General features: G+C 48.6%; 25 protein-coding genes, 1 pseudogene and 1 riboswitch. Of the genes and pseudogenes, 21 read left to right on the top strand and 5 right to left on the bottom strand.

Translation table 11 applies throughout. From position 1 onward, the window contains the following. On the bottom strand, positions 1–796 hold a 796-nt coding region (locus HW443_RS03135), incomplete at its 3' end, for a P1 family peptidase (RefSeq protein WP_176237895.1). Positions 797–1,249: 453 nt separating this feature from the next. Between HW443_RS03135 and HW443_RS03130 the strand changes: the two genes are divergently transcribed. From HW443_RS03130 to groL, 9 genes are all read left to right on the top strand, one after another. Further along, positions 1,250–1,492, top strand: coding sequence for an FmdB family zinc ribbon protein (locus HW443_RS03130; RefSeq protein WP_176226062.1), 243 nt, complete (start codon positions 1,250–1,252; stop codon positions 1,490–1,492). Between the two features lie 6 nt (positions 1,493–1,498). Then, positions 1,499–2,125, top strand: coding sequence for a uracil-DNA glycosylase (locus tag HW443_RS03125; RefSeq protein ID WP_176235775.1), 627 nt, complete (start codon positions 1,499–1,501; stop codon positions 2,123–2,125). Between the two features lie 151 nt (positions 2,126–2,276). Further along, a complete protein-coding gene (gene tsaE / locus HW443_RS03120; protein WP_258190446.1) occupies positions 2,277–2,762 on the top strand; it encodes a tRNA (adenosine(37)-N6)-threonylcarbamoyltransferase complex ATPase subunit type 1 TsaE in 486 nt (161 codons plus the stop codon). Further along, entirely contained in the window at positions 2,750–3,433 is a 684-nt protein-coding gene (gene tsaB / locus HW443_RS03115; protein WP_176237894.1) for a tRNA (adenosine(37)-N6)-threonylcarbamoyltransferase complex dimerization subunit type 1 TsaB, read from the top strand. Before tsaE ends, tsaB begins: the two co-directional genes overlap by 13 nt. Before the next feature lie 5 nt (positions 3,434–3,438). Further along, on the top strand, positions 3,439–3,960 hold the full coding sequence (rimI, locus tag HW443_RS03110) for a ribosomal protein S18-alanine N-acetyltransferase (RefSeq protein ID WP_176235773.1): 522 nt from the start codon (positions 3,439–3,441) through the stop codon (positions 3,958–3,960). Then, positions 3,944–4,993: a tRNA (adenosine(37)-N6)-threonylcarbamoyltransferase complex transferase subunit TsaD gene (gene tsaD, locus HW443_RS03105; RefSeq protein ID WP_258189860.1), complete on the top strand. Its 1,050-nt coding sequence runs from the start codon at positions 3,944–3,946 to the stop codon at positions 4,991–4,993. The genes rimI and tsaD overlap by 17 nt, the downstream gene beginning before the upstream one ends. 20 nt (positions 4,994–5,013) lie before the next feature. Then, the gene (locus tag HW443_RS03100; RefSeq protein ID WP_176235772.1) at positions 5,014–5,304 is read left to right on the top strand and encodes a hypothetical protein; all 291 of its coding nucleotides are present in this window, start codon (positions 5,014–5,016) and stop codon (positions 5,302–5,304) included. 138 nt (positions 5,305–5,442) lie between these two features. Continuing rightward, positions 5,443–5,730, top strand: coding sequence for a co-chaperone GroES (gene groES, locus HW443_RS03095; protein WP_176235771.1), 288 nt, complete (start codon positions 5,443–5,445; stop codon positions 5,728–5,730). 23 nt (positions 5,731–5,753) lie between these two features. Next, entirely contained in the window at positions 5,754–7,373 is a 1,620-nt protein-coding gene (gene groL / locus HW443_RS03090) for a chaperonin GroEL (RefSeq protein WP_176235770.1), read from the top strand. 320 nt (positions 7,374–7,693) lie between these two features. On the opposite strand, the gene HW443_RS03085 is transcribed toward groL, so the two are convergent. Next, the gene (locus HW443_RS03085) at positions 7,694–7,948 is read right to left on the bottom strand and encodes a helix-turn-helix domain-containing protein (protein WP_176231714.1); all 255 of its coding nucleotides are present in this window, start codon (positions 7,946–7,948) and stop codon (positions 7,694–7,696) included. A gap of 450 nt (positions 7,949–8,398) precedes the next feature. Here HW443_RS03085 and HW443_RS03080 point away from each other — a divergent pair, with 450 nt between their 5' ends. From HW443_RS03080 to HW443_RS03055, 6 genes are all read left to right on the top strand, one after another. Further along, entirely contained in the window at positions 8,399–8,902 is a 504-nt protein-coding gene (locus HW443_RS03080; protein WP_176231715.1) for a hypothetical protein, read from the top strand. Positions 8,903–8,990: 88 nt separating this feature from the next. Then, the gene (locus HW443_RS03075; RefSeq protein ID WP_176226883.1) at positions 8,991–9,233 is read left to right on the top strand and encodes a hypothetical protein; all 243 of its coding nucleotides are present in this window, start codon (positions 8,991–8,993) and stop codon (positions 9,231–9,233) included. Between the two features lie 890 nt (positions 9,234–10,123). After that, on the top strand, positions 10,124–10,573 hold the full coding sequence (locus HW443_RS03070; protein ID WP_176229806.1) for a type II toxin-antitoxin system VapC family toxin: 450 nt from the start codon (positions 10,124–10,126) through the stop codon (positions 10,571–10,573). Positions 10,574–10,585: 12 nt separating this feature from the next. Then, positions 10,586–10,792 carry a hypothetical protein gene (locus HW443_RS03065; protein ID WP_176229807.1) on the top strand — a complete coding sequence of 69 codons (207 nt, stop codon included), beginning with the start codon at positions 10,586–10,588 and terminating at the stop codon, positions 10,790–10,792. Between the two features lie 155 nt (positions 10,793–10,947). Continuing rightward, positions 10,948–13,551: a helicase-related protein gene (locus tag HW443_RS03060; RefSeq protein WP_176236815.1), complete on the top strand. Its 2,604-nt coding sequence runs from the start codon at positions 10,948–10,950 to the stop codon at positions 13,549–13,551. Positions 13,552–13,748: 197 nt separating this feature from the next. Further along, positions 13,749–14,000, top strand: a complete 252-nt coding sequence (locus tag HW443_RS03055; RefSeq protein WP_176236279.1) for a hypothetical protein — start codon at positions 13,749–13,751, stop codon at positions 13,998–14,000. On the opposite strand, the gene HW443_RS03050 is transcribed toward HW443_RS03055, so the two are convergent. The 3 genes and pseudogenes from HW443_RS03050 to gcvPA form a co-directional block, all read right to left on the bottom strand. Beyond that, the gene (locus tag HW443_RS03050) at positions 13,965–14,459 is read right to left on the bottom strand and encodes a hypothetical protein (RefSeq protein ID WP_176236816.1); all 495 of its coding nucleotides are present in this window, start codon (positions 14,457–14,459) and stop codon (positions 13,965–13,967) included. The two genes, HW443_RS03055 and HW443_RS03050, sit on opposite strands and share 36 nt — an antisense overlap. Before the next feature lie 118 nt (positions 14,460–14,577). Next, a pseudogene (gcvPB, locus tag HW443_RS03045) lies at positions 14,578–16,084 on the bottom strand (aminomethyl-transferring glycine dehydrogenase subunit GcvPB). Beyond that, on the bottom strand, positions 16,081–17,433 hold the full coding sequence (gene gcvPA / locus HW443_RS03040) for an aminomethyl-transferring glycine dehydrogenase subunit GcvPA (protein WP_176237893.1): 1,353 nt from the start codon (positions 17,431–17,433) through the stop codon (positions 16,081–16,083). Before gcvPA ends, gcvPB begins: the two are co-directional and overlap by 4 nt. A gap of 225 nt (positions 17,434–17,658) precedes the next feature. After that, positions 17,659–17,750, bottom strand: a riboswitch (glycine riboswitch). Between the two features lie 153 nt (positions 17,751–17,903). On the opposite strand from gcvPA, the gene HW443_RS03035 reads away from it, so the two are divergent. The 6 genes from HW443_RS03035 (at position 17,904) to HW443_RS03015 (ending at position 23,321) form a co-directional block, all read left to right on the top strand. Then, complete coding sequence (locus tag HW443_RS03035) at positions 17,904–18,227, top strand: type II toxin-antitoxin system PemK/MazF family toxin (protein WP_176235672.1); 324 nt, start codon at positions 17,904–17,906, stop codon at positions 18,225–18,227. Between the two features lie 573 nt (positions 18,228–18,800). Continuing rightward, positions 18,801–19,958, top strand: a complete 1,158-nt coding sequence (locus tag HW443_RS03030; RefSeq protein WP_176235671.1) for a GuaB3 family IMP dehydrogenase-related protein — start codon at positions 18,801–18,803, stop codon at positions 19,956–19,958. A 122-nt stretch (positions 19,959–20,080) separates the two neighbouring features. Further along, a complete protein-coding gene (locus tag HW443_RS13840) occupies positions 20,081–20,296 on the top strand; it encodes a DUF6485 family protein (RefSeq protein WP_219852463.1) in 216 nt (71 codons plus the stop codon). A 153-nt stretch (positions 20,297–20,449) separates the two neighbouring features. Beyond that, complete coding sequence (gene guaA / locus HW443_RS03025; protein WP_275942698.1) at positions 20,450–22,024, top strand: glutamine-hydrolyzing GMP synthase; 1,575 nt, start codon at positions 20,450–20,452, stop codon at positions 22,022–22,024. A gap of 605 nt (positions 22,025–22,629) precedes the next feature. After that, on the top strand, positions 22,630–22,911 hold the full coding sequence (locus HW443_RS03020) for a type II toxin-antitoxin system Phd/YefM family antitoxin (RefSeq protein ID WP_176235669.1): 282 nt from the start codon (positions 22,630–22,632) through the stop codon (positions 22,909–22,911). Next, positions 22,902–23,321, top strand: coding sequence for a type II toxin-antitoxin system VapC family toxin (locus HW443_RS03015; RefSeq protein ID WP_176235668.1), 420 nt, complete (start codon positions 22,902–22,904; stop codon positions 23,319–23,321). Before HW443_RS03020 ends, HW443_RS03015 begins: the two co-directional genes overlap by 10 nt. The last annotated feature ends 186 nt before the right edge of the window (positions 23,322–23,507 follow it).

Here is a 23,507-nt window from a genome sequence, read left to right as displayed (position 1 = left end):
AGACAAAGATGTGGTCCCCACCGTACTGATGATGAACCGGCGGGATAGCTGTGGCCAGTCCTTCCTGAGCCATCTGGGCCACTTTGGTAGCCTGGCTTTTGTTGAGCTTCACATTGGTCATAACCACACCCAGGGTGGTGTTCTCCATCTGAGAGGCAGGAGGTACAGGGTGGCCCATGATGAAAGAGGTAGTATTCAGGAAGCCAGTTTTCGCATCATAGGCGCCGGCCAGAATACTTCCATCTCTATCGATGACATCGCCAAAAGCATTTACGGCCACCAGGGCCTCTACCTCTACTTGTCCAGCCAGGACCATCTTGTGGGCACCCAACCCTGCTTTCATCATGGATGCAGGGCCCAGGATCTTTCCCACGGTAGCTCCAGTCCCGGCCCCCACACTGCCAGTCTTTTCATCCGAGCTGGCATTGCGGCAGGCCTCATAGCCCTCCTGAGGTCCCGGTCTTACTTTGGGGTCTCCTACATTAAGGTCAAAGAGGATGGCTGCCGGTACGATAGGTACTCGGGCATACCTGGTGTCGAAGCCGATTCCCTTCTCCTCCAGGTATCTCATTACCCCATCGGCAGCAGCCAGGCCAAAGGCACTGCCTCCGGAGAGAACCAGGGCATGGACTTTTTCCACCATGCAGGTGGGGGAGAGAAGATCTGTTTCTCGGGTGCCCGGAGCCCCGCCTCTGACATCGACCCCACATACTGCGCCCTCCGGACACAGGATCACGGTACATCCGGTGAGTGCTTTCTGGTCGGTATAATGGCCGATCTTAAAACCCTTAATCACGTCTGTTCCTCCTCATCTCCTCCATCAGGGAGCTATCGCCAAATATCTCACTCCGGTTTTTCAAAGATTCGGCGTACATCTTTTTCATGAGGGAGGATTTTGAGATATGCTCCTCTTTGCTGATCTTTTTGAGAACGTTATCTTCCTCTTACGGAACGCGTACCGCTTTGGTGATCATTTTTCCCTTCCCTCCATTTTTCTTAAGTCATCTTTGGCTTCGTTAATGATCTCACTCTTAATATAATACATGTGGTAAAGTGTATTAGGAAGCGGACCATTTATCTCCTACCCTCGTGCAAGACATAGGAAATGCGCTGGTCAGTGGTATCTGATCTTAATATCCAGAGAAGAGCCAACTGACGTAGGATTGGCATTTAGACGTCCGTTGAAGCCACCTTGAATAAATCCAGGGCTCCCCGTAAAATAGAGAAAACATAAGAGAGGAATTGGGGAATGCCAATTTACGAATATAGATGTAAGAAGTGTCAGAATAAGTTCGAGGAACTAGTGGGACTTGGTACCAGGGTTGAGGATATGGTATGTCCTGGATGTGGCTCTAGCTCGGTGGAAAGAGCTTTCTCCGTCTTTGGGGTCTTGGGCAGTAGAGAGACTGAAGTTGGGGAGTCCGGAGCCTACAGCGGTGCTTCAGCCTGCTCTGGCTGTGCCGCTACCAGTTGTGCCACCTGTGTGAGGTAGGAATTCTTGGAGGACTGGGCTGAGCTAGGGGAATTCTACCAGGAGATCAAAGACTGTCGAAAGTGCCCTCTCTGGAAAACCAGGACCAATCTGGTCTTTGGGTCAGGAAGCCAGAGGGCCAGAGTTATGTTCATCGGTGAGGCTCCCGGCTATCATGAAGATAAGCAGGGCAAGCCTTTTGTGGGAGCCGCGGGGCAGCTTTTGGACAGCCTTCTTTCCTCTATAGGGTTAAAGAGAGAAGGGGTATTCATAGGCAACGTGCTAAAATGCAGGCCTCCCGAGAACCGCGATCCCCTGTCCCAGGAGATAGAAACCTGTAAGGGTTATCTCTATCGACAGATTGAAATTATCAATCCCCCGGTAATTTGTACCCTGGGCCGCTTCTCCACCAACCTTATCTTGGGTCGGGAGGTATCTATATCCAAAGTCCGGGGTAAGATCTTCAAACTCAACGGTCGGACTCTCATCCCCATATTTCATCCCGCGGCAGCTCTTTACACCCGAGCTAACCTTCCTCTCTTGGAGGCTGACTTCCAGGCCATCAAGCAGGTCCTGGAACATACTCAGGAGGAAGCAGTCGAGGAGTTACCTGAAGGAGGAGATGAAGTCGCCGAGCAACTTGGGTTTTGGTAAGGGTAGGACTTTTCAGCGTTGGCCAATAGGTCAAGGTGAAGTCGGGACAGGAGCCCGGTTTTGTAAAGTAAAATGTACCAGGATAGAGAAACCGGGTTCTCTTGGTACGCCCCTGGATCGCTTAATATCGTTTTCCTAATAGCTTCCTGACTTGAGACCTTACACTTATCTGCATCTAAAATCTAACTCCGAAGAAAGGACCACAGAGATAGCCTGTAAGTTCGCCTCCACCTTGCGGCCGGGCGATGTGGTGAGTCTCAAAGGTGAGCTGGGCGTGGGCAAGACCTGTTTTGTCAAGGGTCTGGCAGAGGGCATGGGCGTGGAAGAACTGGTTACCAGTCCCAGCTTTACTTTGGTACACGAGTACCGGGGAACTGTGCCTCTCTACCATATCGATCTCTACCGGCTGGACGACCCTTGGACCAGCATGGAGGATCTGGGACTGGAGGAGTACTTTTTTGGGGATGGGGTGACTGCTATTGAGTGGGGGGAGAAGGTTTTTGGCTATCTTCCCCCGGAATACATTCAAGTAGAAATTACCTTCGGAGACGGAGGGGGGAGGGAGATTTTATTCCGCCCTTTCGGCCAGGGGTGGCAAAAAAGACTAAAGGAGTGGGCGACAAATTGTACATTTTAGGCGTGGACACCACCACCGAACTGCTCTCTATAGCTCTCTCTGAGGATTTACAACTCATCGATGCAGTGGAGCTGGACTGTTCCCAATCTCATGCCGAGCTTCTCTTTCCTCAACTGGACCATCTTCTCAAGAAGTGGCATCTGGAGATGGGAGACATAGGGCTTTTAGTGGTAGACATTGGCCCAGGTATGTTCACCGGGACCAGAGTAGGAGTGGTAGCCCAGAAGACCATGGCTATTGTCTTAGGTATACCTCTTGTGGGCCTGACTTCACTAGAGATCTTAGCTTCTCAGGTAGAAGATAAGGATCGCTTGATCTGCCCGGTGATCGATGCCCGAAGAGGAGAGGTCTACTTCTCCGTTTTTGAGGAGAGGGATGGAGAGTTGATTCCTGTGACCCAGAATATGGCTCTTCCTCCTCAGGGACTGGTGGACTTTCTTTCTTCTCTGAAGGGTAAGATAATTCTCTGTGGAAGCGGAGCCGTAAGGTACCGGGAATTTATGCAGGCTGGCCTATCGGATATCTCAGACAGGATAACCATAGAGGATGGAGCTATCTTCCCCTCTGCCAGGATAGCCAACCAGAAGGGCTATCGACGTTATCTCCAGAAACAACTGGATGATCCCCTGGGACTTCTTCCTCTTTATGTGCGTCAACCGGTAAGCTGGTGAGAGATATGGATGAAGTAACCATACTGCCCATGCAGGATGGAGATCTGGATCAAGTAACCCAGATCGAGAAAGAGATTTTCCCTACGCCCTGGACCAGGCGGCAGTTCCAGTTCGAGATTCGGAACCATTACTGCCACTATTTTGTGGCCAAGATCGGTGATGTGGTCATTGGCTACACCGGTTTGGTTGTAGTGGGCTCGGAAGGATACATTACTAATCTAGCGGTGAAAGCAGAACATCGGAGGAAGGGTTTGGGCACAAGAATGATACTCACAATTTTCAGAAAGGCTCTAGAAGCGGGAGTTGATATCATCTCGCTGGAAGTGCGGAAGTCCAACCTCATCGCTCAGGAACTTTACCGGCAGTTCGAATTTCACCCGGGGGGAGTCAGACGCCGCTATTATGTGGACAACCGGGAGGATGCTCTGGTTATGTCCACCGGATATATCACTGCTGGAAAGTTAAGGGAGATAATTGAGAAAAATGAGAAATATTTGATGGAGAGAAATCTTGAGAGGCAAAGTTAAGATCATTCTGGGCATAGAAACATCCTGCGATGAGACAGCCGCGGCTGTGGTCAGGGATAAAACGGAGGTTCTTTCCAACATTGTAGCCTCTCAGGTTAAGCTGCATGCCAAATATGGCGGAGTTGTTCCGGAAATTGCCTCCCGTCGACACGTAGAGGCCATAAACCCGGTCATAAAAGAGGCTTTGGAGCAAGCTGGGTGTGCCTACGAGGATATAGATACCGTAGCTGTTACCATAGGCCCTGGTCTGGTAGGCGCGCTTCTGGTGGGCCTCTCTGCTGCCAGGGCCATAGCTCTTTCTCTGGATCTTCCTTTGATGGGGGTCAATCACATTGAGGGACATCTCTATGCCAATTTTCTGGAAAATCCCACTCTGAAATTTCCCCTGCTTGGTTTGGTTGTATCCGGCGGTCACACCAGCCTGATGATCGTGGAAGACGATAAGAAGGTAGAATATGTGGGCTGGACCCTGGACGATGCTGCTGGGGAAGTCCTGGATAAGGTAGCTCGATATCTCGGCCTGGGGTATCCCGGCGGCCCTATCATAGATCGTCTCTCTCAGGAGGGGGATCCCCAAACTTTCGCCTTTCCTCGCCCCATGATGGACAGCGGTGACTTCAATTTCAGCTTCAGCGGTCTGAAGACAGCTCTGATCTACAAAGTAAGGGATGATCCCAATCTAAGGAAAGAAGATAAGGTCAGGGATCTGATAGCCAGCTTTTTAAAGGCTATGGTGGATGTCCTGGTAGCTAAAAGTATGGCTGCAGCCCAGGAGTATGGCCTTAGCCGGATTGCTCTGGCCGGAGGCGTGGCCGCTAATTCTCTTCTCAGGTCGGAGATGAAAAGAGCTACCGAAGCCCAGAGTATGACCTTCTTCTGCCCCGGGTTACCCTACTGTACTGATAATGCCGCCATGATAGCTTGTCGGGCTTTCGACCTGGCTGAGGAGACCCAAGAGCAGGGGCAACGGCAGAGAGATATGAGTCTCGATGTCTTTTCTACTCTCCGAATTCCTCAGAAGCGCTCGAGATAAGAACATTATGTAAACCAATATTGGCCGGAGATGACGTTGTTTCTGTGGATAATGTGGATAAAGCTGTGAAGAATCTGGTCAGATCGCCTGGCTTCTGGGGAAAATGCTGTGGAAAACCGTTTCTCTACGTTCCAAGTTTAACTTTTGATATTTTAACAAAAGCGCAGATATGCCAATATAGAGCGCTTTATGACTTGGAAGAGTCGAGAAACTTCTTTCAGGCAAAACAGGTCTGTAACCAGGCCTCCGGCCGGGCTAGAGCACTTTCTATTGGGAGTTACGGTCATCCCATAGAGGGCAGGAAAATCTAATTTACCATGATGGGCCACTTTCTACCAAAAAATCTTCCAGCCCCTCTTGACGATAAGGTTTAAATATTCTAATATCTTTCTAGCACTCTCATGGTGAGAGTGCTAAGTGGAACAATCTTAGAACAGGAGGGATGTGGAATGAAGTTACAGCCTTTGGCAGATAGGGTGGTAGTCAAGCCAAGCGAGAGCGAGGAGGTAACCAAAAGCGGGATAGTTCTCCCGGACACTGCCAAGGAAAAACCTCAGGAAGGGGAAGTAATCGCCGTGGGACCCGGCAAGTACGAAGAGGGTAAAAGGATTCCTCTGGAAGTCAAAGTCGGGGACAAGGTCATCTACTCCAAATATGGCGGCACTGAGGTTAAGGTTGAAGGAGTCGAGCATTTGATCCTCAGAGAGAGCGACATACTGGCTATTGTCAGCAGATAAATTATTGAAAAGGAGGGAAATTTATGGCAAAAGAACTTAAGTTTAGCGAGGAGGCTCGAAGATCCCTGGAAAAGGGAGTCAACAAGCTAGCTGACGCGGTGAAGATAACCCTTGGTCCAAAGGGTAGAAATGTAGTTCTGGACAAAAAGTTCGGCTCCCCTACCATCACCAACGATGGCGTCACGATTGCCAGAGACATCGAGGTAGAGGACATTTGGGAGAACATGGGTGCCCAACTGGTGAAGGAAGTGGCTACCAAGACCAACGACATAGCAGGAGATGGTACCACCACAGCTACTCTGCTAGCTCAGGCTATCGTCAGAGAAGGCCTTAAAAACGTAGCTGCTGGTGCCAATCCCATGCTCCTGAAAAAGGGAATCGAAGAGGGTGTCAATATGGTGGTGGAGCAGATCGGCAAAATGAGTTCGCCGATTGCCACCGACAAGAAAAAGATCGCAGAGGTGGCGGCCATTTCTGCCAATGACAGCGAAATCGGGGACAAGATCGCCGAGGCCATGGAAAAGGTGGGCAAGGATGGCGTAATCACCGTGGAGGAATCTCAGACCTTCGGCATGCAGATCGAAATGGTAGAAGGTCTCCAGTTTGACAAAGGATACCTCTCTCCCTACATGGTCACTGATCCTGAAAGAATGGAAGCTATCCTGGAAGGGCCCTACATCCTCATCGCCAACCAGAAGATAGCCGCGGTAGCAGATCTGCTTCCGGTCCTGGAAAAAGTGATTCAGGCTGGCAAACCTCTGCTGATCATCGCCGAAGATGTAGAAGGAGAAGCTCTGGCCACCCTGGTGGTTAACAAGCTGAGGGGTACCTTTGTCAGCGTAGCTGTTAAAGCCCCTGGCTTCGGTGATAGAAGAAAAGCCATGCTGGAGGATATTGCCATTGTCACGGGTGGTACCGTCATCAGCGAGGAGTTGGGTATCAAGCTGAATAATGTTACCCTGGACATGCTGGGCTCAGCCCGTCAGGTCAAGGTGACTAAGGAGAATACCACCATAGTCGAAGGTCGAGGTGAGTCCGAGAAGATCAAGGGAAGGATTAAGCAAATCAAGACCGAGATCGAGCAATCGGACTCCGACTTCGACCGGGAGAAGCTGCAGGAGCGTCTGGCCAAGCTGGCCGGCGGGGTAGCAGTGATAAAGGTTGGAGCTGCCACTGAGACGGAGCTAAAAGAGAAAAAGCACCGCATTGAGGATGCCCTGTCCGCTACCAAAGCTGCTGTGGAGGAAGGCATAGTGCCTGGCGGCGGCGTTGTTTTGGTGAATGCCATCCCCATGGTCGACGAGACCAGGTACCAGGGAGATGTCAGGACAGGTGTGGAGATCGTCAAGAAGGCTCTGGAGGAGCCCTTGAAGTGGATAGCTAACAATGCTGGTTTTGAGGGTTCTGTAGTAGTGGAAAAGGTCAAAGCTATGCCCAACGGCGAAGGTCTCGATGCCATGACTGGAAAATATACCAACATGGTCGAGGCAGGAATTATAGATCCGGCCAAAGTGACCAGATCTGGTCTTCAGAACGCGGCCAGTATTGCCTCCCTCCTCCTTACCACCGAGGTGCTGGTAGCCGAGAAACCGGAGAAGCCTGAGCATCCGATGCCCGGTGGCGGAGGACCACCCATGTACTAGAAGGTTGTCGTGGACTAAGAAGCCATTGGGAAAAGACTCAGGAAAGCCCCCGGTCCCACCGACCGGGGGCTTTAGCTTGTGTCATACGATTTAGATTGGCCGGATAGGGCCAAATGTTGAATTCCGTCCCTTTTAGCGGGAACGCCATTTTTGCCAACTATCAAAGTTTCAACCTTTGCGAGCTGGACCGGCTCAGTGAGATAGTCAGCCAGGAGAAATGTTAGTATGATTTAAGTTCAAGAGGGGATATGAGAGTGATCTCCCTGATGAAATGTCGATGAGGATATCGCTGTCAATGATAATGGGGCGGGGAGGGGAGATCACTCCTCTTCCTCTCTTGACAGCTCATCCAAGAACTCCTGAGGGCTCTGTTGGTCCTCCTCCCTAACAGAGTTGATGTAGGAAAGGCTATCCACCGGACCTTTACTCCACATGCCAAAACCCATGGCCTCAGGAAGTTCAGCCTGAGCCAGGTACCAGTCCAACACCTTTTGAGGAATGCGGTACTGTTTACCAACGCGAATAGCAGGAAGCTCCCCCTTGCGGATCAGGTTTCTGACTGCTTCCGGAGACACCGTAGATGCCCACGCCCTTACAGGCGTGGTACTTAACTAAATTTCAAGCTCCGCTTGTCCTGTGTCTTCCTTACCTTGCATCTCGACATACTTTCAGAAGGAAGACACAGGAAATTGCTCTCATCCCCGCCCTTACAGACGGGGAGTTCCCGCTAAATTAAAAATTTGGGCAAATTCCTTCACCGTATATACTTTTGGATAGTCCATCGTCGCAGTTGGTATTGTTTATACCTCTTTACGGGATATATCACTCTTTAACGTAATTATAGCCTAGAAATTATTTAGGTCAGGCTGCCATTTGGCGGCATATTATAAGTAAGCGAGTCGAAATTTCCGTTTCTAAGAAATAGGAATGATAAAAACTCAACTCAGAAAGCATTTACGATTTTGTGATATAGTTCAATGGAAGAGTACGGGAACCAAAAGACATCCCCAGTTTCAAGAAGATGCTTGAGTTGTCAAAGAGTGGCCAGGTCGTGGCGAGGAAGCGTGCTGGCTTATTTGTCGGGCAGGAGCACTGAATATGGAGAGCACATCCGGATGTTTAATAAGTATGCCAAGACGGAAGACTTCAAAAGAGACATGAAAGACCGGGAAGAACGATCGAAATTTTATCAATCGCTTTCTAAAGAGCGCCTCCAATCCATAACCGAGTTTGAGCTGGGTGAGATTATTTTACGTCTGTGGGCGAGCCAGCTATGGGGAAACAAGGAATATCTAGTTCAAAAACTTCTAGCGGACAATACCCTTGACACCATCAAAGAGAAACTGTCGGATCTTCTTTGGGGTGAAGATCCGATTGAAAGACGTTATGAGGGTTTTCTACGAAGGGTAAAGGGCCTTGGCCCTGCTTCGATTACGGAACTTCTCTCCCATGTTCACCCTACGGAGGGTGGTATCTGGAATGACAAAGCACGAAAGGCTTTAACTTTTTGGGATGTCATAGATGTCTAGAAGGCCCATCAAAACCTTTCCGAAGTCAGTGAAATAATTGCTCAATTGGAATTAGTAAAAGGTGAGTTTGCCGAGTAAGAGATGAAGGATGTGCGGTTTCAAAACACGATGTGAAGATGAGTTTGGTCAACTATTCGGACTTGCCAGAGAGCAGTGGGAGGAGCAATTTCCTCTAAGTCTATTATTGGTCAGGGAAGAAGCACGACGTGGCAATAGACCTACCTCCATCATACCTTATATACCTGATTGGGAGTTTCAAGAAGTATATCTGACAGTGGAGGCTGCGAGAGACTATATAGCCTCCATGGCTTGGATAGCAAGACACGGCTGAAGCTCAAGCTTTTGATGTATTGCCATCTGCTTGAAGTAGATTTCTACTGGGGGATTATTGGAAATCTCTTGCGTACATTATTGAGCGAAAGATATGATGGGAAATTATTCGAAGGCAAAGTGCTGGGTGTAAAAATAGATGGGATGCGTAAGCTCTTTAATAAGTGTAGAGTTTCGGGACCAAGGATTGGGTTGGATGCTATCTACAACGAGTTGTGCAACGATGATTCAAAAACACTAAGAAACATATTTTCTCATGGGCAATACTTTATAGGAGAACAAGCGGATTTGTTTTCAACTAGGTGTCTGCTTGATTGGTCCCCAAAACCGAAAATTGTCTATTCTTCTCATGAGATTGACCAAGTCTTAGATAGTCGTAGAACCTTTCTGAACGTTTTTGGACAAACGTATCATGAGGCAATACGATCATACCAAGACGGCAGAGATATTTCTACACGGTTTGGGCTAATTCGATATGATAGGGAGCATGGTAGGTGGGTGTGGGCTGGCCAGGTATAGCCCGGTTGCTCGCGATGCCCACATGTGTAGTTATATTTTGAGCAAATCTCTAAGGAGAGAAGTGTATGCCGTTTGGAAAGAAGCTACGAATTTTTCAAATATGGACACTGTGGCCTTCCCGTGTGGTATGCTCATTACGCTATGTTCCACATGGTGGAGACAACTCTTCTTATGGAAGGCCTAACTTTTTCAAAGCACAAATAGGCAAGCTACACCAATAATTTGGAGGATGTCCACGCTTAACATAGTACTCAACAAGTACATTGACCTGTAAATAGTTCATATGATAGATTGGAATAGAGAGCACAGCCATAGGTAAAACTTGCATAGTCAATCTGTCTAGTATATTTCTCTATTTTCGTTCAGAATGAGATGAGACCATCATTATACTTAGATACATCTGTTATTAGTGCCTATTACGATGAAAGAGAACCTGAGAAAAAGGCTCAAACGCAGGATTTCTGGAAGAAGCTAGGTGATTATCAGGTTTTCATTTCGGAGATAACTGTTCGAGAGCTAGGAAAAACCCAAGATGCACAAAGAAAAGGACATTTGCTTGCTCTGATCGAAAGGTTTGAAGTGCTGGGTTTGACATCTGCGGCAGAGGAATTAGCAGATGAGTACGTAAAAAGTTTGACTATTCCGGAGAAATATAGAGATGATGCACTACATTTAGCAATAGCCAGTGTTAATGGAATAGATATCCTTGTGAGCTGGAACTTTGAGCATTTGGTGAAGAGAAAGACAAGGTTACAAGCAAATTTAATAAATGCCCTACAGGGTTATAAAACCATTGATATAGTAGCCCCTCTGGAATTATAAGGGAGGTAGGAAATGAGTTACAAAGAACCCGTCTTCATGAAGGAACTTCATGAGATCAGAGAAAAACACTACGAAGAGACCAAAAGTTTAACCAAAGAAGAGCTGGTTGCAAGAGTACGCCAGGAAGCCGCGGAGTTTTTGAGAGAGTTTAACTATGAGTTTGTTCCAACCGGAAGAGGAACCTTCAAAATTGTGAAGGTTGTCAAAAAGGCTAGTTAGGAATGGCGGTGCTACTGCCGTTCTCGTCTACCCCAGTCTTCTCGCCAAATCTCTGTAGAGGTTACTTATAAGCTCTATTCCACGCGACAGCAGGTTTTTGGGGTGACCAAAGCTTGGGTCCTAATTAGGAGTGCTTCACTGGGCAAGGGACATAGATGCTCATCCCGAAAAAGATCATCGACAACAGCGACACCACCTTAAAGGACTTCCTCAATGAGGTCCTGGCAGTCCAGCCCGGGACTCGTCTGGACATTACTACTGCCTTCTTCAGCCTCAAGGCATACGCCATGGTCAAAGATAATTTGGGCCAGGTAAGACGTTTCCGTTTGCTTCTGGGCAAAGCACCTGAAATTCTAACGGACGCTACTCTGGGTGAGGAGCTTCTAAGAGTGCTTAGGGAGGAGGTGGAGGGGTACGATCTCTCCAGGGAAAATGAAAATCTGGTCAAAGATTTTATTCAGTTTGTCCAGCAGGAAAATGTGGAGGTTCGTCTTTACGACAAGACCTTCCTTCATGGAAAAGCCTATATTTTCGATAATCTTGTGGTTATCGGCTCTTCCAACTTTACTCCCTCAGGGCTTACCCACAACACCGAACTGAATTCAGTAAGCCTGGAGCCTGAAGCTCGTTATACCCGGCAAGAATGGTTCGAGAAGTTCTGGGTGGAGGCGAGAGATTTCAAAGAGGAGTTGCTGGAACTTCTGGAAGCCTCTCGTTTTGGCAGCAAGGAATACACTCCCTATCAGATATTCATCAAGGCTCTTTATGAGCTTCAGAAAGAGGACATTGAAGACATTTTGTCCGTGGAGAAGGCTCGAGAGGATCTCCCCAAATCGAAAATTAATTTGGCCGAGTTTCAGGAGGATGCGGTCAAAAGAGCTTTTTCCAGACTTCGCAAATACAGAGGGGTTCTGGTTGCTGATTCCGTCGGACTGGGAAAAACCTGGATTGCCAAGAGGATCATTGAGGAATTTGGGTTTTACCGCCGTAGGAAGTTTCTGGTTGTCATTCCTGCTCAACTTAGGGGAATGTGGAGAGATGAGATCAAAGACCTTATCCTGGCCGAGAGTCTTCTCTCGCAAGAAGAGCTGGCTATGGCTGACTTTATGGAGAAAGCAAAGAATGCAGTTGGCGGAGATCTTGCCGACGTCTCCCTTGTGGTTGTTGACGAAAGTCACAATTTCCGAAATCCCCTTTCCAACCGGTGGGAGAACTTCTTCCGTCTCTTGGAAGCAATCGAGGAGAGAAATGGGGGAAGACCTTATATTGTGTTCCTGACAGCTACGCCTATCAACAACACGCTTTGGGATCTCTACTGGCAAATAATGCTTCTGGTTCTTCTGGACAAAAGAGCCTTTACCAAAGACGGAATTTCCGATCTTCTCCGATTCTTTAAGGAAGTGGACAAAAGAGGGGACTCTACCCTTTTGGCGGATTTACTCAACGAGATTTCCATCAGAAGGACTAGGGATTACATCAAGAGAAACTATCCCGATGCCGAGATTGAGGGGGAAAGGATCGTCTTTCCGGAGAGGGTGCTGGAAAACGTAAATTACCAGTTAGATGCTAGCTATCGGGGGATGTATCGCCTAATTTCGGATATTCTGACCGATAAACTGAGAATGGCTTACTACCGCATTCTGGAGTACAAGAAGGTGGAGAAGTTAAGCCCAGAGGAGCAGCTTGCTCTGGGAAGAATGATCGCCTTGGAGGGGATATTCCGAACCATTCTTCTCAAAAGACTTGAGAGCAGTATCCACGCTTTCCGGAAAAGCATCCGTTACCATCTGGAGTTCTTAAGACGCCTCAAAGAGTATCTCGCTGAGGGTAAATTCTTGACCAAGCAGGCTTTCAGGAAGTATGTAGTCAATTTGGGCGAGGAATTGCCGGAGGACCTTGAAGAAGAACTTGAGGACTTTCGAAAAGAAGACTACCAGACGGACAAACTCTTGGAGGACATCGACAACGATATTTCCCTCCTGGATGAGATTTTGGGAAGAATTTCAGGCATAACGCCGGAGGAGGACGCCAAACTGCTGGAACTTGAGGATAGACTTTCGGAGCTTGTCTCCAACGGCCAAGTTGTCGTCTTTACCTACTATGCCGATACTCTGGATTACATCTTTGAGCAAGTGGCTGAATCTGAAAAGTTTAGGAGACTGCGGATAGAGAAAATCTCGGGCCGGATGCCACCGCCAAAACGGGAGGAGATCGTGAAGAAGTTCATGGAGGGAGACGTTCAGGTTCTTATGAGCACGGATGTCTTGTCAGAAGGAATGAACCTCCAGTCTGCCCAATTTGTCATCAACTATGACCTGCACTGGAATCCGACCCGGATGATTCAGCGCTCAGGAAGGATTGACCGCATTGGCTCCCCTTACCCAAAAATCTTTGTCTATAACTTCTTTCACAGGTTGGACTTGGTAACATCTGATGTTGCTTCCAAATTCGTGAACACCATGGTCAGGGAAATTGGACTCCAGTTAGATAGCTATCTCTTGGATTTCCCGGAAGATAGGGAATGGGAAAGAAGATGGGAAGAAGTTGAGAGGAACCTTCTTGGAATGAGGCTGACCAAGCGAAGGTTGAGAGATTTGCGCAAGATATGGAGGGCTTATAAAGAGGGTCACAAAAGCTGGAAGCGTCTTATGACACAATTGGAGGAATTTGTTGTCCCTTCAGTCGTTGAATCCAGAGAAATGGTCGAACCTTTCGATCCTGGTAAGTTAAGGCTTGTAGTAATCGATTTTATATCTTGACGTTGACGAAACAACTCTGCTTGTTTGATTGCTCAGCATATCGAGTAAATTTACTCAAACAATTGAGTTTTTGCCAAAAGACCACATGGTGATGCTATTTTAACATTCTGCCACTTAATGCCCAGGAAACTTGTTTTTCCAAGTAAAATAGATTATATTTCGTATTAGTGCTAAAAAGCGCACTTTGGAGAAAAAGAATGCAATACCTTAAACTGAAAGAATCGTTAAAGGATTTCACCGTTTTTTCTCTCGCTGATATCAGGCGGGTTGATAGCTCCTTTCATCGTCGAAGGTTAAACGAATGGCAGGAAAAGAGATACATTAAGAAGCTCATCAAGGGCTACTATATCTTCTCCGATCTGGAGCTCAACGAGAATGTCCTGTTTGAGATCGCCAACCGAATCTATGCGCCATCATACGTTTCTCTGGAAATAGCTCTTTCTTATTAGCATTTGATTCCGGAGAGCGTATACGGCATCACTTCCATTTCCACTCGGCGAACATATCAGTTTAAGACTCCAGTCGCTGAATTCTCCTATCGGACAATCAAGCCAAAGCTTTTTTTCGGCTACGAGCTGGTAAAGTACAACAATAAAGTATTCAAGATGGCGATGGTAGAAAAGGCGATTCTTGATTATTTCTATCTCAATCCGCTCATTAATACCGAGAACGATTTTGGCAGCCTCCGCTTTGATAGGGATATGTTCTTTGAGCAGGTAAGCGAGGAAAGACTCCACCAGTTTTTGAAATTGTTCGCGCGAAAGACACTCGCCAAGAGAATACGCGCTTTCTGAAAGTTCCTTTCGGGCGAAGGGGAGGTTTAAATACTTGATCTTAAGCAGATCGAATTGTTTTATCCGGAAAGCCTGCGACCGTTCAAGCGGAATCTCCTGCTGGAATATCTCCAATACAAAATTCTGGAGATTATCTTCGACTCTGAGTTTGGGGAGAAACTAGCTTTTATCCAACAAGAAGATGTAGAGGTCCGTCTTTCTGACAAACTATGCCAATACTCCGGATATCTCCTCACCGCTCCTCTGGCTTCCACCTCAGAACTGGATTTCTTGCCGCTCTAACTTCATCAGGCCGCCCTATGGGGGTGGTCGTGGGGGCGCTCTGAACAACTTCCGGTGTTAAATCAGCTTCTTGGGCTATCTTTATCATAGCTTCGGCGAAAGCATCTAGAGTATCTTTGCTCTCGGTCTCAGTGGGCTCGATCATCAAGGCCTCTTTGACGATGAGAGGGAAGTACACTGTTGGCGGATGGAGGCCAAAGTCCATCAGCCTCTTGGCTATATCCAGAGTTTTGACTCCCTTCTTGGCCTGCCACTCTCCAGAGAGGACAAACTCGTGCATGCATGGAAAATCATAGGGTAGGTAATAAGATTTTTTGAGTTTTTCTTTCAGGTAGTTGGCGTTGAGAACAGCGTCAAAGCTGGCCTGCTTCAGTCCCTCAGCACCCATGGCAAGGATATAGGCCAGGGCCTTCACCAAAACATTGAAGTTTCCGTAAAAGGCTTTAACCCTGCCGATAGACAGGGGGCGGTCATAGTCAAGGGCATAGTGGCCACCCCTTCTTTCGACAACGGGGACGGGAAGGTAAGGTTCCAGTTCTTCGGTTACCAAAATGGGACCCGAGCCTGGACCACCACCTCCGTGAGGTGTGGAGAAGGTCTTGTGAAGGTTGAGGTGGACGACGTCAAATCCCATATCTCTAGGTCTGGCGTAGCCCATGATGGCATTTATGTTGGCGCCATCAAGGTAGAGGAGTCCCCCAACACGGTGGACCATTTCGGATATTCTGACCACATTTTCCTCGAAAAGACCCAGAGTATTTGGATTAGTCAACATAAAGGCAGCCACATCCTTATCCAGGGCCTCTTCCAAAAGCTTCAGATCTACCTGACCCTTTGGGTTAGATTTGAGCTCTACCACCCTGTATCCACACATCTTGGCTGTGGCCAGGTTCGTGCCGTGAGCTGAGTCCGGCACCAGGACCTTGGTTCTCTTTTCGCCTTTTTTCATCTGATGGGCTTTTATAATGAGCATTCCGGCAAGCTCGCCGTGAGCTCCGGCTGCGGGTTCCCCGGTACATCCCGGTTATCTCCGCCAGCAGCCTCTCCAGAGTATAAATTACCTCCAGGACTCCCTGAACCTCCTCCTCCGGCTGGTAGGGATGGAGATGAACAAAGCCTTCCAACCTGGCTACCTTTTCATTTACCTTGGGATTATATTTCATGGTACAGGAACCCAGGGGATAAAACCCGGTATCTACACTATGATTCATCTGGGAGAGCCTGGTATAGTGTCTGACAACCGTAAGCTCGTCCACCTCGGGAAGCTGAGGATCTATATCCCGAAGAATGTTCTTAGGCAGAAGTTCCTCAATGGGCCTTTCCGGTACGTCCAGTTGGGGCAGGGAGTAGCCGTGGTGACCATCTTTGCTCTTCTCAAATATTAGCTTGCGCTTCGTGGCGACATCGCTTGTCAAGTCCCGTTTCACCACGACATCACTTATCAGCTCCTGCTTCATGGTAATCCCGCCTCCTTAATCTCCTTAATGGCGCTGGCTAGCTTCTCTATATCTTCTCTGGTGGTGAGCTCGGTGGCGCAGAGAAGAAGCTCTTTGTCCAGATCGGGAAAGAACCTGGCCAGCTCAAAACCACCGACTATCCCCCTCTTAAGAAGCAACCTGTTTACTTCGGAGCCTTTTATGGGGCAGGTTAGGGCGAACTCTCTAAAGAAGGGTTTTTCGAAGGTGAGCTTAAATCCCGGCACCTCTGTAACTTTTTCTGCCAGAAAGTGGGCTTTTTGCAGGCAATGTTCCGCTACCGTCCTCAGGCCCTTACGACCCAGCAGGGATAGGTAAACTGTAACGGCCAGGGCATTGAGGGCCTGATTGGAGCAAATATTGCTGGTGGCCCGCTCCCGCCTGATGTGCTGTTCTCTGGCCTGAAGGGTGAGGACAAAGGCTCTGTTGCCTCTTGAATCCAGGGTTTCTCCTACAATCCGCCCCGGCATCTGCCGCAGATATTCCTCTTTCGCTGCCAAAAAGCCGACATGAGGCCCTCCAAAAGAGAGGGCGTTGCCGGCAGGCTGGCCGTCTCCAACACAAATATCAGCACCATATTCAACTGGAGGCTTTAAGACGGCTAGCGAGATGAGGTCTGCACAGACTATCAGAAGTCCCCCCCGACCCTTGGTTGCTTTCGATATTTCGGTCAGATCATCAACGATCCCGAAAAAGTTGGGGATCTGGACCACAAAAGCTGCTGTTTCACCATCCATGAGCTCCTCGATGGCTTCCAGATCCTCCGCTCCATCAGCCAGGTGAGATTCTCGGAGCTCCACTTCTGGCCCTCGAAGATAGGTCTTTACCACAGAGAGATATTCGGGGTGAAGGGCTTTTGAGGCCACGATTCGACTGCACCCGGTAATTCTCATAGCCATCAGAGCCGCCTCAGCAGCCGCAGTGGCACCATCATACATAGAGGCATTAGCTACATCCATACCCGTCAGCTCGCAGATGGCTGTCTGGAATTCGAAAATAGACTGAAGGGTGCCCTGGCTTATTTCTGGTTGATATGGGGTATAGCAGGTGTAGAATTCTGCTCTGGAGATGATTGCCTCCAGGGCGCTGGGAATAAAGTGGCGGTAGGCTCCGGCTCCCAGAAAACAAGCTCTGTCATCCACAGTCCTGTTTTTGGCGGCAACCCTTTTCATCTCCGCCACTAGTTCCATCTCACTGAGAGGTCGAGGCAGGTCCATTTGGAAGTCTTTGAGGTTTTCGGGAATAGATGAAAAAAGCTCCTCCTCGCTTTGAATACCGATAAAATCCATCATGAACTTTCTTTCTTCATCGGTGTGGGGGAGATAGTTCATGTGCAACACCTCCTGTAACCTTCTATAATCGTCAGCCGTAAGGCTTGAAGCCATCTTTCCCGCAAAAACAAAAAGGACACAAGGAAACCATCTAGGCTTCCTTCTGTCCTTTTACCTGAGAGATTTAACCCCTTCGGTGTCAGATTCTTAGCCCGACCTGTCAGTTGACAACTGAACTGACACTAACGACTGTTCCTGGCTTCTAACCTGACTCTCCAGAAAGATTACAGTTGGATGGTCCTTTTGCCTGAGAGTTTGGGCTTCTTCGCCTTGCCCCTTCGGCGGCTGCCTCTGCAGCTCTCTCCCACCAAACAGCTGTGCTATATTTATTTTGATGTCACGAAAAGGCTATCCTTTTCAGAGATGTTATTCTTGATTGATAATACCTGATAAAGAAAATTTATTCAAGAGTCTGAATTGTTGCCCGTTACCAGGTAGAGAATTAAGTGAGAGAACCACGTAGAGGAGATGTGTATAGAATAAATTTTGACCCATCCATTGGTCACGAGCAAGAAGGCCTTCGTTATGGTATCGTAATTCAGAGCAATTTCTATTCGGCACTCAGCACCACATTGGTCATTCCTACCCCTCAAGGAGCAAGGCCCGTTCATTTTCATGTACCGGTCTGGGTTAAAGGGGAGAAAACATATGCTTTAGTGGAACAACTGACTACCGTGGATAAAACCCGTCGTCTCAGACCAGAGCGCTACATCTCGACTCTCTCAGCAGAGGACATGGAATCAGTTAGCCAGGCGGTAAAGCAACTACTGGGGTTGGATCCTAACCTTCTTTGATAGTTGCCATTTTTAGTATTTTTCCTTTTTGTCTATATCTTGCGCTCCAAATGCGCTTGACACCACAATTTATCAGTGGTAGTATCTTTTAAACCTAATTTCCCATGATGCAAGCATCAACCACGAACGATAAAAATATCAAGTATTTTCTGGGTGTCTTGAAGCATGGAATATAATAAAAATAAAGGCCTGATTTTAGTGCCAGACGTAGCCAAAAATAAAAAGGTAATTAGCTTTTCCTTCAGTCCAGATCTCCCTTGAAAAGAACACAATTTTCATACGACGTGGTGCGCCGCGGCACATGGGCGATTCCTTCTGAGATAAAGAGGGGGTCTGGGCTCTTGTGTTTTTAGAGCTGGCGTTACTGCAAAAAGGTCAAAATTTGAGTATTTGGCTCTCTGGCGAATCTAAATCGGATGGTAAATTGACCCAAAATCTGGTTTTTGCAGGGACGCCAGAGCTGGTTTAGAGATTTTTTGCCTGGGAATACTCAGAATTTTCGTCATTCGTGGGTGATGGTCCCATAATGACAGGTAAGGATGAGCAGGACCAGGAGGGGACAGGAGGAAAGTTATGGAGATCGAAATAGGGAAAGGGAAGACCGGGCGCAGAGCCTATGGCTTTGATGACATAGCCATCGTTCCCAGCCGGAGAACTCGGGATATGGAAGACATTGATATCTCCTGGGAGATAGGGGGATATCGCTTTGCTCTTCCCCTTTTGGCATCAGCCATGGATGCAGTAGTAGATCCTAAATTCGCCATCTTGTTGGGCCGCCTGGGGGGGCTGGCGGTCCTTAATCTGGAAGGGATTCAGACCAGGTACGAGGAGCCAGATGAGATATTACAGCGCATCGCCAGCTTTTCCCAGAAAGAGGCTACGGCAAAGATGCAAGAAATTTACCGGGAGCCTATTAAGCCCTGGCTCATTGAAAAGAGGATTAAACAGATCAAGGAGGGCGAAGTGGTGGCTGCTGCTTCTGTCACTCCTCAGAGAGTGCAGGAGCTCTCTCCCGTGGTTATCCAGGCCGGCCTGGACATCCTGGTCATTCAGGGGACAGTGATAAGCGCTGAACATGTTAGCACCAGGGTGGAGCCCCTTGATCTCACCAGGTTCATCCCTCAGTGTCCCATACCAGTTATTGTGGGCAACTGTGCTTCCTACTCTACTGCCCTTCATCTTATGAGAACCGGAGCTGTGGGCATTCTGGTGGGTATCGGGCCCGGGGCTGCCTGTACCACCAGGGCAGTCCTGGGAATGGGTGTTCCCATGGCCACAGCCATATCCGATGCTGCGGCAGCCAGAGTGAGACATCTGGAAGAGAGTGGGCAATATGTCCAGGTTATCGCTGATGGGGGTATGCGTACCGGAGGCGATGTAGCCAAAGCCATCGCCTGTGGAGCAGATGCAGTGATGATAGGCTCACCTCTCTCCCGGGCCACGGAGGCACCAGGCCGGGGTTACCACTGGGGTATGGCCACTTTTCACCCTACCTTGCCCCGGGGGACCAGGATCAAAACAGAAGTGGTCGCTTCTCTAAAAGAGATTTTGCTGGGGCCGGCTCATGAGAATGATGGGACTCTCAATCTTTTTGGAGCACTGAGAACTTCTATGGCTACCTGTGGGTATAAGGATATCAGAGAATTTCAGAAAGCCGAGGTTATGGTCGCTCCTGCCCTCCAGACTGAGGGCAAGTTGTGGCAACAACTGCAGCAGGTCGGAATGGGATAACCCGAGATGGTGCTTGGGAGAAAGTCCGATACGGGCTTTTCTTGCATCCCCATGAAAGATGAACATGTATTATAGAGGCAAAAGATAGTTGGGAGAAAGAAATAAGGTCGGAAAGGAGAGAAATGCCAGCAAAAGTACCCACAGACTGTAAGAATTTTGAATCAAATCTGCAGGTCTGTAATTGCAGCTACCCTGGATGTTCCCGAAAAGGAAGATGCTGTGAGTGTCTGCACTACCATCGTCGGATGAACGAGCTTCCAGCCTGTTTCTTTCCACCTCATATAGAAAGAACCTACGATCGAAGTTTTGAGTGTTTCTTAAAGACTTACCAAGGCTAAAGTGATGAAAAGGAACAGACAATTAAAGTGATGAAAAAAGATCGATAATCCCAGAAGAGATGTGGAAACCATATTAGCGAAGTGACGGATATTCACAAAGCGGCCGAGATCAAGAAAGATACGGAAAATACAGAAATCAAGAAAGTGACCGGTATGAGTAAGGTGAAAGATATCAACGAAGAGATCAGTATAGAGAGAGAGACCGATACCATCGTAGTCCTGGATTTCGGAGGGCAGTACAGCCAGCTTATTGCCCGTCGAGTGCGGGAATGCCAGGTCTATTCCTTGCTTCTCTCTTACGATACTCCCCTGGCGGAGATTGTAAAGCTGAGGCCAAAGGGCATAATTCTTTCTGGAGGTCCGGCCAGCGTTCAGGTAGAAGGTGCTCCCAAGTGTGATCCACACCTGTTTGGCCTGGGTATCCCCGTTTTGGGAATCTGTTACGGACTTCAACTGATGGCCCATCTTCTGGGAGGCAAGGTAACCACAAGCGGGATCAGTGAATACGGCAAAACGGAATTGTCTCTGGATGGGGAGTCCTCTCTTCTCCAGGGCCTGAATGCTCGAGAAGATTGCTGGATGAGCCATCGAGATTCCGTGACCTCCCCCCCTTCCGGATTCCGAATCACTGCTCGTACCCTGAGCACCCCAGTGGCAGCCATGGAAGATGAGAAGAGGAAACTATATGGGGTCCAGTTCCACCCTGAGGTGAGGCATACTCTCCGGGGAATGGATATTCTTAAAAACTTTCTGTTCGAGATCTGCAAGTGTCTTTCCTCCTGGGACCCCGCCTCTATCATAGAGATCACTACAGAGGCAATCCGCAGACAGGTGGGCGCAGGTCGGGCCATTTGCGCCCTTTCGGGAGGGGTGGATTCGGCCTGTACTGCTCTTCTGGTTCATCGAGCCATTGGAGATCGACTCAGTTGTGTCTTTGTAGACCATGGTCTTTTGCGCTACCGGGAGGCTGAACAGGTAGTAGATGCCTTTCAGAGGCATCTTCGGCTGAACCTTATCTTTGTAGATGGTAGACGGAGATTCCTGGCCAGGTTGCAAGGGGTGGTCGACCCGGAGGAAAAGCGGCGAATCATCGGCGAGGAGTTCATCCGCATTTTTGAGGAGGAGGCTCGCAATATCCGTGATGTAAGGTTTTTGGTGCAGGGAACCCTGTATCCTGATGTCATCGAAAGCGGGACCCGGGATGCGGCCAGGATAAAATCTCACCATAATGTAGCTGGTCTTCCCGAAATAATGGATCTGGAGCTGGTAGAGCCTCTCCGTCTTCTTTTTAAGGATGAAGTGCGCGCCGTGGCTCAGAAGCTTGGATTGCCTGAGGAGATCGTGGGCAGACATCCTTTCCCGGGCCCCGGTCTGGCTGTGCGCATTATTGGGGAGGTTACCCCGGAGCGCCTGGAACTGTTACGGCAGGCAGATCGAATAGTGGAAGAGGAGATCAAGTCGGCCGGCCTCTACTCCCAGGTGTGGCAAGCTTTTGCCGTTTTGCCCGGTATCAGGAGTGTGGGAGTTATGGGAGATGAGCGAACTTATGCCTATCCCATCGCCATAAGAGTGGTGGAAAGTGAGGATGCCATGACTGCTGATTGGAGCCGCCTTCCTTACCCTGTTCTGGAGAAGATGGCCAGCCGGATCATGAACGAGGTTGAAGGAGTAAACCGGGTGGTCTATGACATCAGTTCCAAGCCCCCCAGCACTATTGAGTGGGAGTGAACCCTACCAATGCTCCCTTGAAAATAACACAATTTTCATGCGACGTGGTGCGCCGCGGCGCATGGGCGATTCCTTTGTGTTATCTTAAATAGTGGCCCTCAAAGAATTCAAGCTAACTATGTGCCAGGTCTTATCCTTGTGCTATCCAAGAGGGAGACTCCGAGTCTCCAGCACTGTTGAGTAAGCCGGACAGGCAGGATCTGTCTTGTGTACAAGAAAGGCACGGAGTGTTACTCCTCGAATCAAGACCCCTCAAGGTTCCAATTGTTTCTCGGTCTCTCGGAGGTACTCCAAGAATAAGGATCTACGATAGTCTCAAAGAGTGCTTTGAGTATTGCGGAAGTTGAGGCTTAAGGGAATAGACCCGTATGCCAAAAGCAGCTCCAGGCACTCTCCGCCAGCTCCATCCTCGGCACAAAGACAGTTCTTGTCTCCGGTACCAGGGTGACTTTGAGAAAGATTACTCTTTTGCCCTCAGCTTCACTCTGTCTGGCCAGGGTCAAGTTAGCTTCTCTCAGCTCAGGATTATTTTCAGGAATTGGTTTATTGACATTAAGGGGAAAATACATATAATATGATTATCATATTCTACATGGGAGGTTTGCATGGAAAAGACCATTAGAGCAACGGAGGCAGTGCGAAGATTTTCCGAGCTCCTAAATAGGGTGAGGTTTCAGGGAAACCACTATATCATTTTGAGGGGCGGGAAAGCGGTAGCCTCGATAGGGCCTGCGGAGAGGCTTTCAAGGCAGCACACCCTGGGAGAACTCAAGGGGCTACTTGAAGGGATTCCCAGACTGGGAGATGAGGCTGCTGTCTTTGAGGCAGATATGCGAGAGGTTATAAAACATCGACCCGCCCTACCCCGGGAGACGGAATGGGAGTAATCTGTGACACCAGCCTACTGATTGCCGCAGAGCGAGGCCTTTTGGACGTCGACGATTTCGTCAGAGGTAGAGAGGAAGAGCCTTTTGGAATCAGCGTCATCACTGTATCTGAACTACTTCATGGTGTGCACCGGGCAGACACGGAGAAGAGACGTCTCAAGAGAGAAGCCTATGTGGAAAAAGTCATCGAAACCTTTCCTATCTATCTTTTTGATACGGCTACTGCTCGAATTTATGCCAGGATTTGGGCAAATCTGGTAAGGAAAGGTATTCAGGTAGGTGCCCACGACCTCATCATCGCCTCCACGGCTATTGCTCTCGGTTTTTCAGTGGCCACCTTTGATTTAAGAGATTACGGAAAGATAGAGGAACTCACCGTAGAGCACATGGAGATGCCAGCAAGAAGGTAAGGAAGTAGCCATTATCCTGGTTGATAGGAATAGCAGCCCCAGGCAGGCCGCGCTAGCTCCATCCTCGGCACAAAGACAATCCTTGTTTCCAGCACTCACATAGTAATGATGTATAACAACACAAAAATCACTAATTGTCCTTCTGATTTCCCGTCCTAGTTTAACAAAAAATGTTGACTTTTAACA

The organism is Candidatus Hakubella thermalkaliphila, from assembly GCF_013281975.1.
Lineage (GTDB): Bacteria > Actinomycetota > Humimicrobiia > Hakubellales > Hakubellaceae > Hakubella > Hakubella thermalkaliphila.
The sequence above is the reverse complement of the archived record's forward strand: the minus strand, read 5'-3'. Positions and strand labels throughout refer to the sequence as shown.

Bases quoted from the DNA above. Each gene is read 5' to 3' on its own strand.
- HW443_RS03130 (WP_176226062.1), top strand. From the start codon at position 1,250: ATGCCAATTTACGAATATAGATGTAAGAAGTGTCAGAATAAGTTCGAG.
- rimI (WP_176235773.1), top strand. From the start codon at position 3,439: ATGGATGAAGTAACCATACTGCCCATGCAGGATGGAGATCTGGATCAA.
- groES (WP_176235771.1), top strand. From the start codon at position 5,443: ATGAAGTTACAGCCTTTGGCAGATAGGGTGGTAGTCAAGCCAAGCGAG.
- groL (WP_176235770.1), top strand. From the start codon at position 5,754: ATGGCAAAAGAACTTAAGTTTAGCGAGGAGGCTCGAAGATCCCTGGAA.
- HW443_RS03075 (WP_176226883.1), top strand. From the start codon at position 8,991: ATGTGCGGTTTCAAAACACGATGTGAAGATGAGTTTGGTCAACTATTC.
- HW443_RS03070 (WP_176229806.1), top strand. From the start codon at position 10,124: ATGAGACCATCATTATACTTAGATACATCTGTTATTAGTGCCTATTAC.
- HW443_RS03065 (WP_176229807.1), top strand. From the start codon at position 10,586: ATGAGTTACAAAGAACCCGTCTTCATGAAGGAACTTCATGAGATCAGA.
- HW443_RS03060 (WP_176236815.1), top strand. From the start codon at position 10,948: ATGCTCATCCCGAAAAAGATCATCGACAACAGCGACACCACCTTAAAG.
- HW443_RS03055 (WP_176236279.1), top strand. From the start codon at position 13,749: ATGCAATACCTTAAACTGAAAGAATCGTTAAAGGATTTCACCGTTTTT.
- gcvPA (WP_176237893.1), bottom strand. From the start codon at position 17,433: ATGAACTATCTCCCCCACACCGATGAAGAAAGAAAGTTCATGATGGAT.
- HW443_RS03030 (WP_176235671.1), top strand. From the start codon at position 18,801: ATGGAGATCGAAATAGGGAAAGGGAAGACCGGGCGCAGAGCCTATGGC.
- HW443_RS13840 (WP_219852463.1), top strand. From the start codon at position 20,081: ATGCCAGCAAAAGTACCCACAGACTGTAAGAATTTTGAATCAAATCTG.
- guaA (WP_275942698.1), top strand. From the start codon at position 20,450: ATGAGTAAGGTGAAAGATATCAACGAAGAGATCAGTATAGAGAGAGAG.
- HW443_RS03020 (WP_176235669.1), top strand. From the start codon at position 22,630: ATGGAAAAGACCATTAGAGCAACGGAGGCAGTGCGAAGATTTTCCGAG.
- HW443_RS03015 (WP_176235668.1), top strand. From the start codon at position 22,902: ATGGGAGTAATCTGTGACACCAGCCTACTGATTGCCGCAGAGCGAGGC.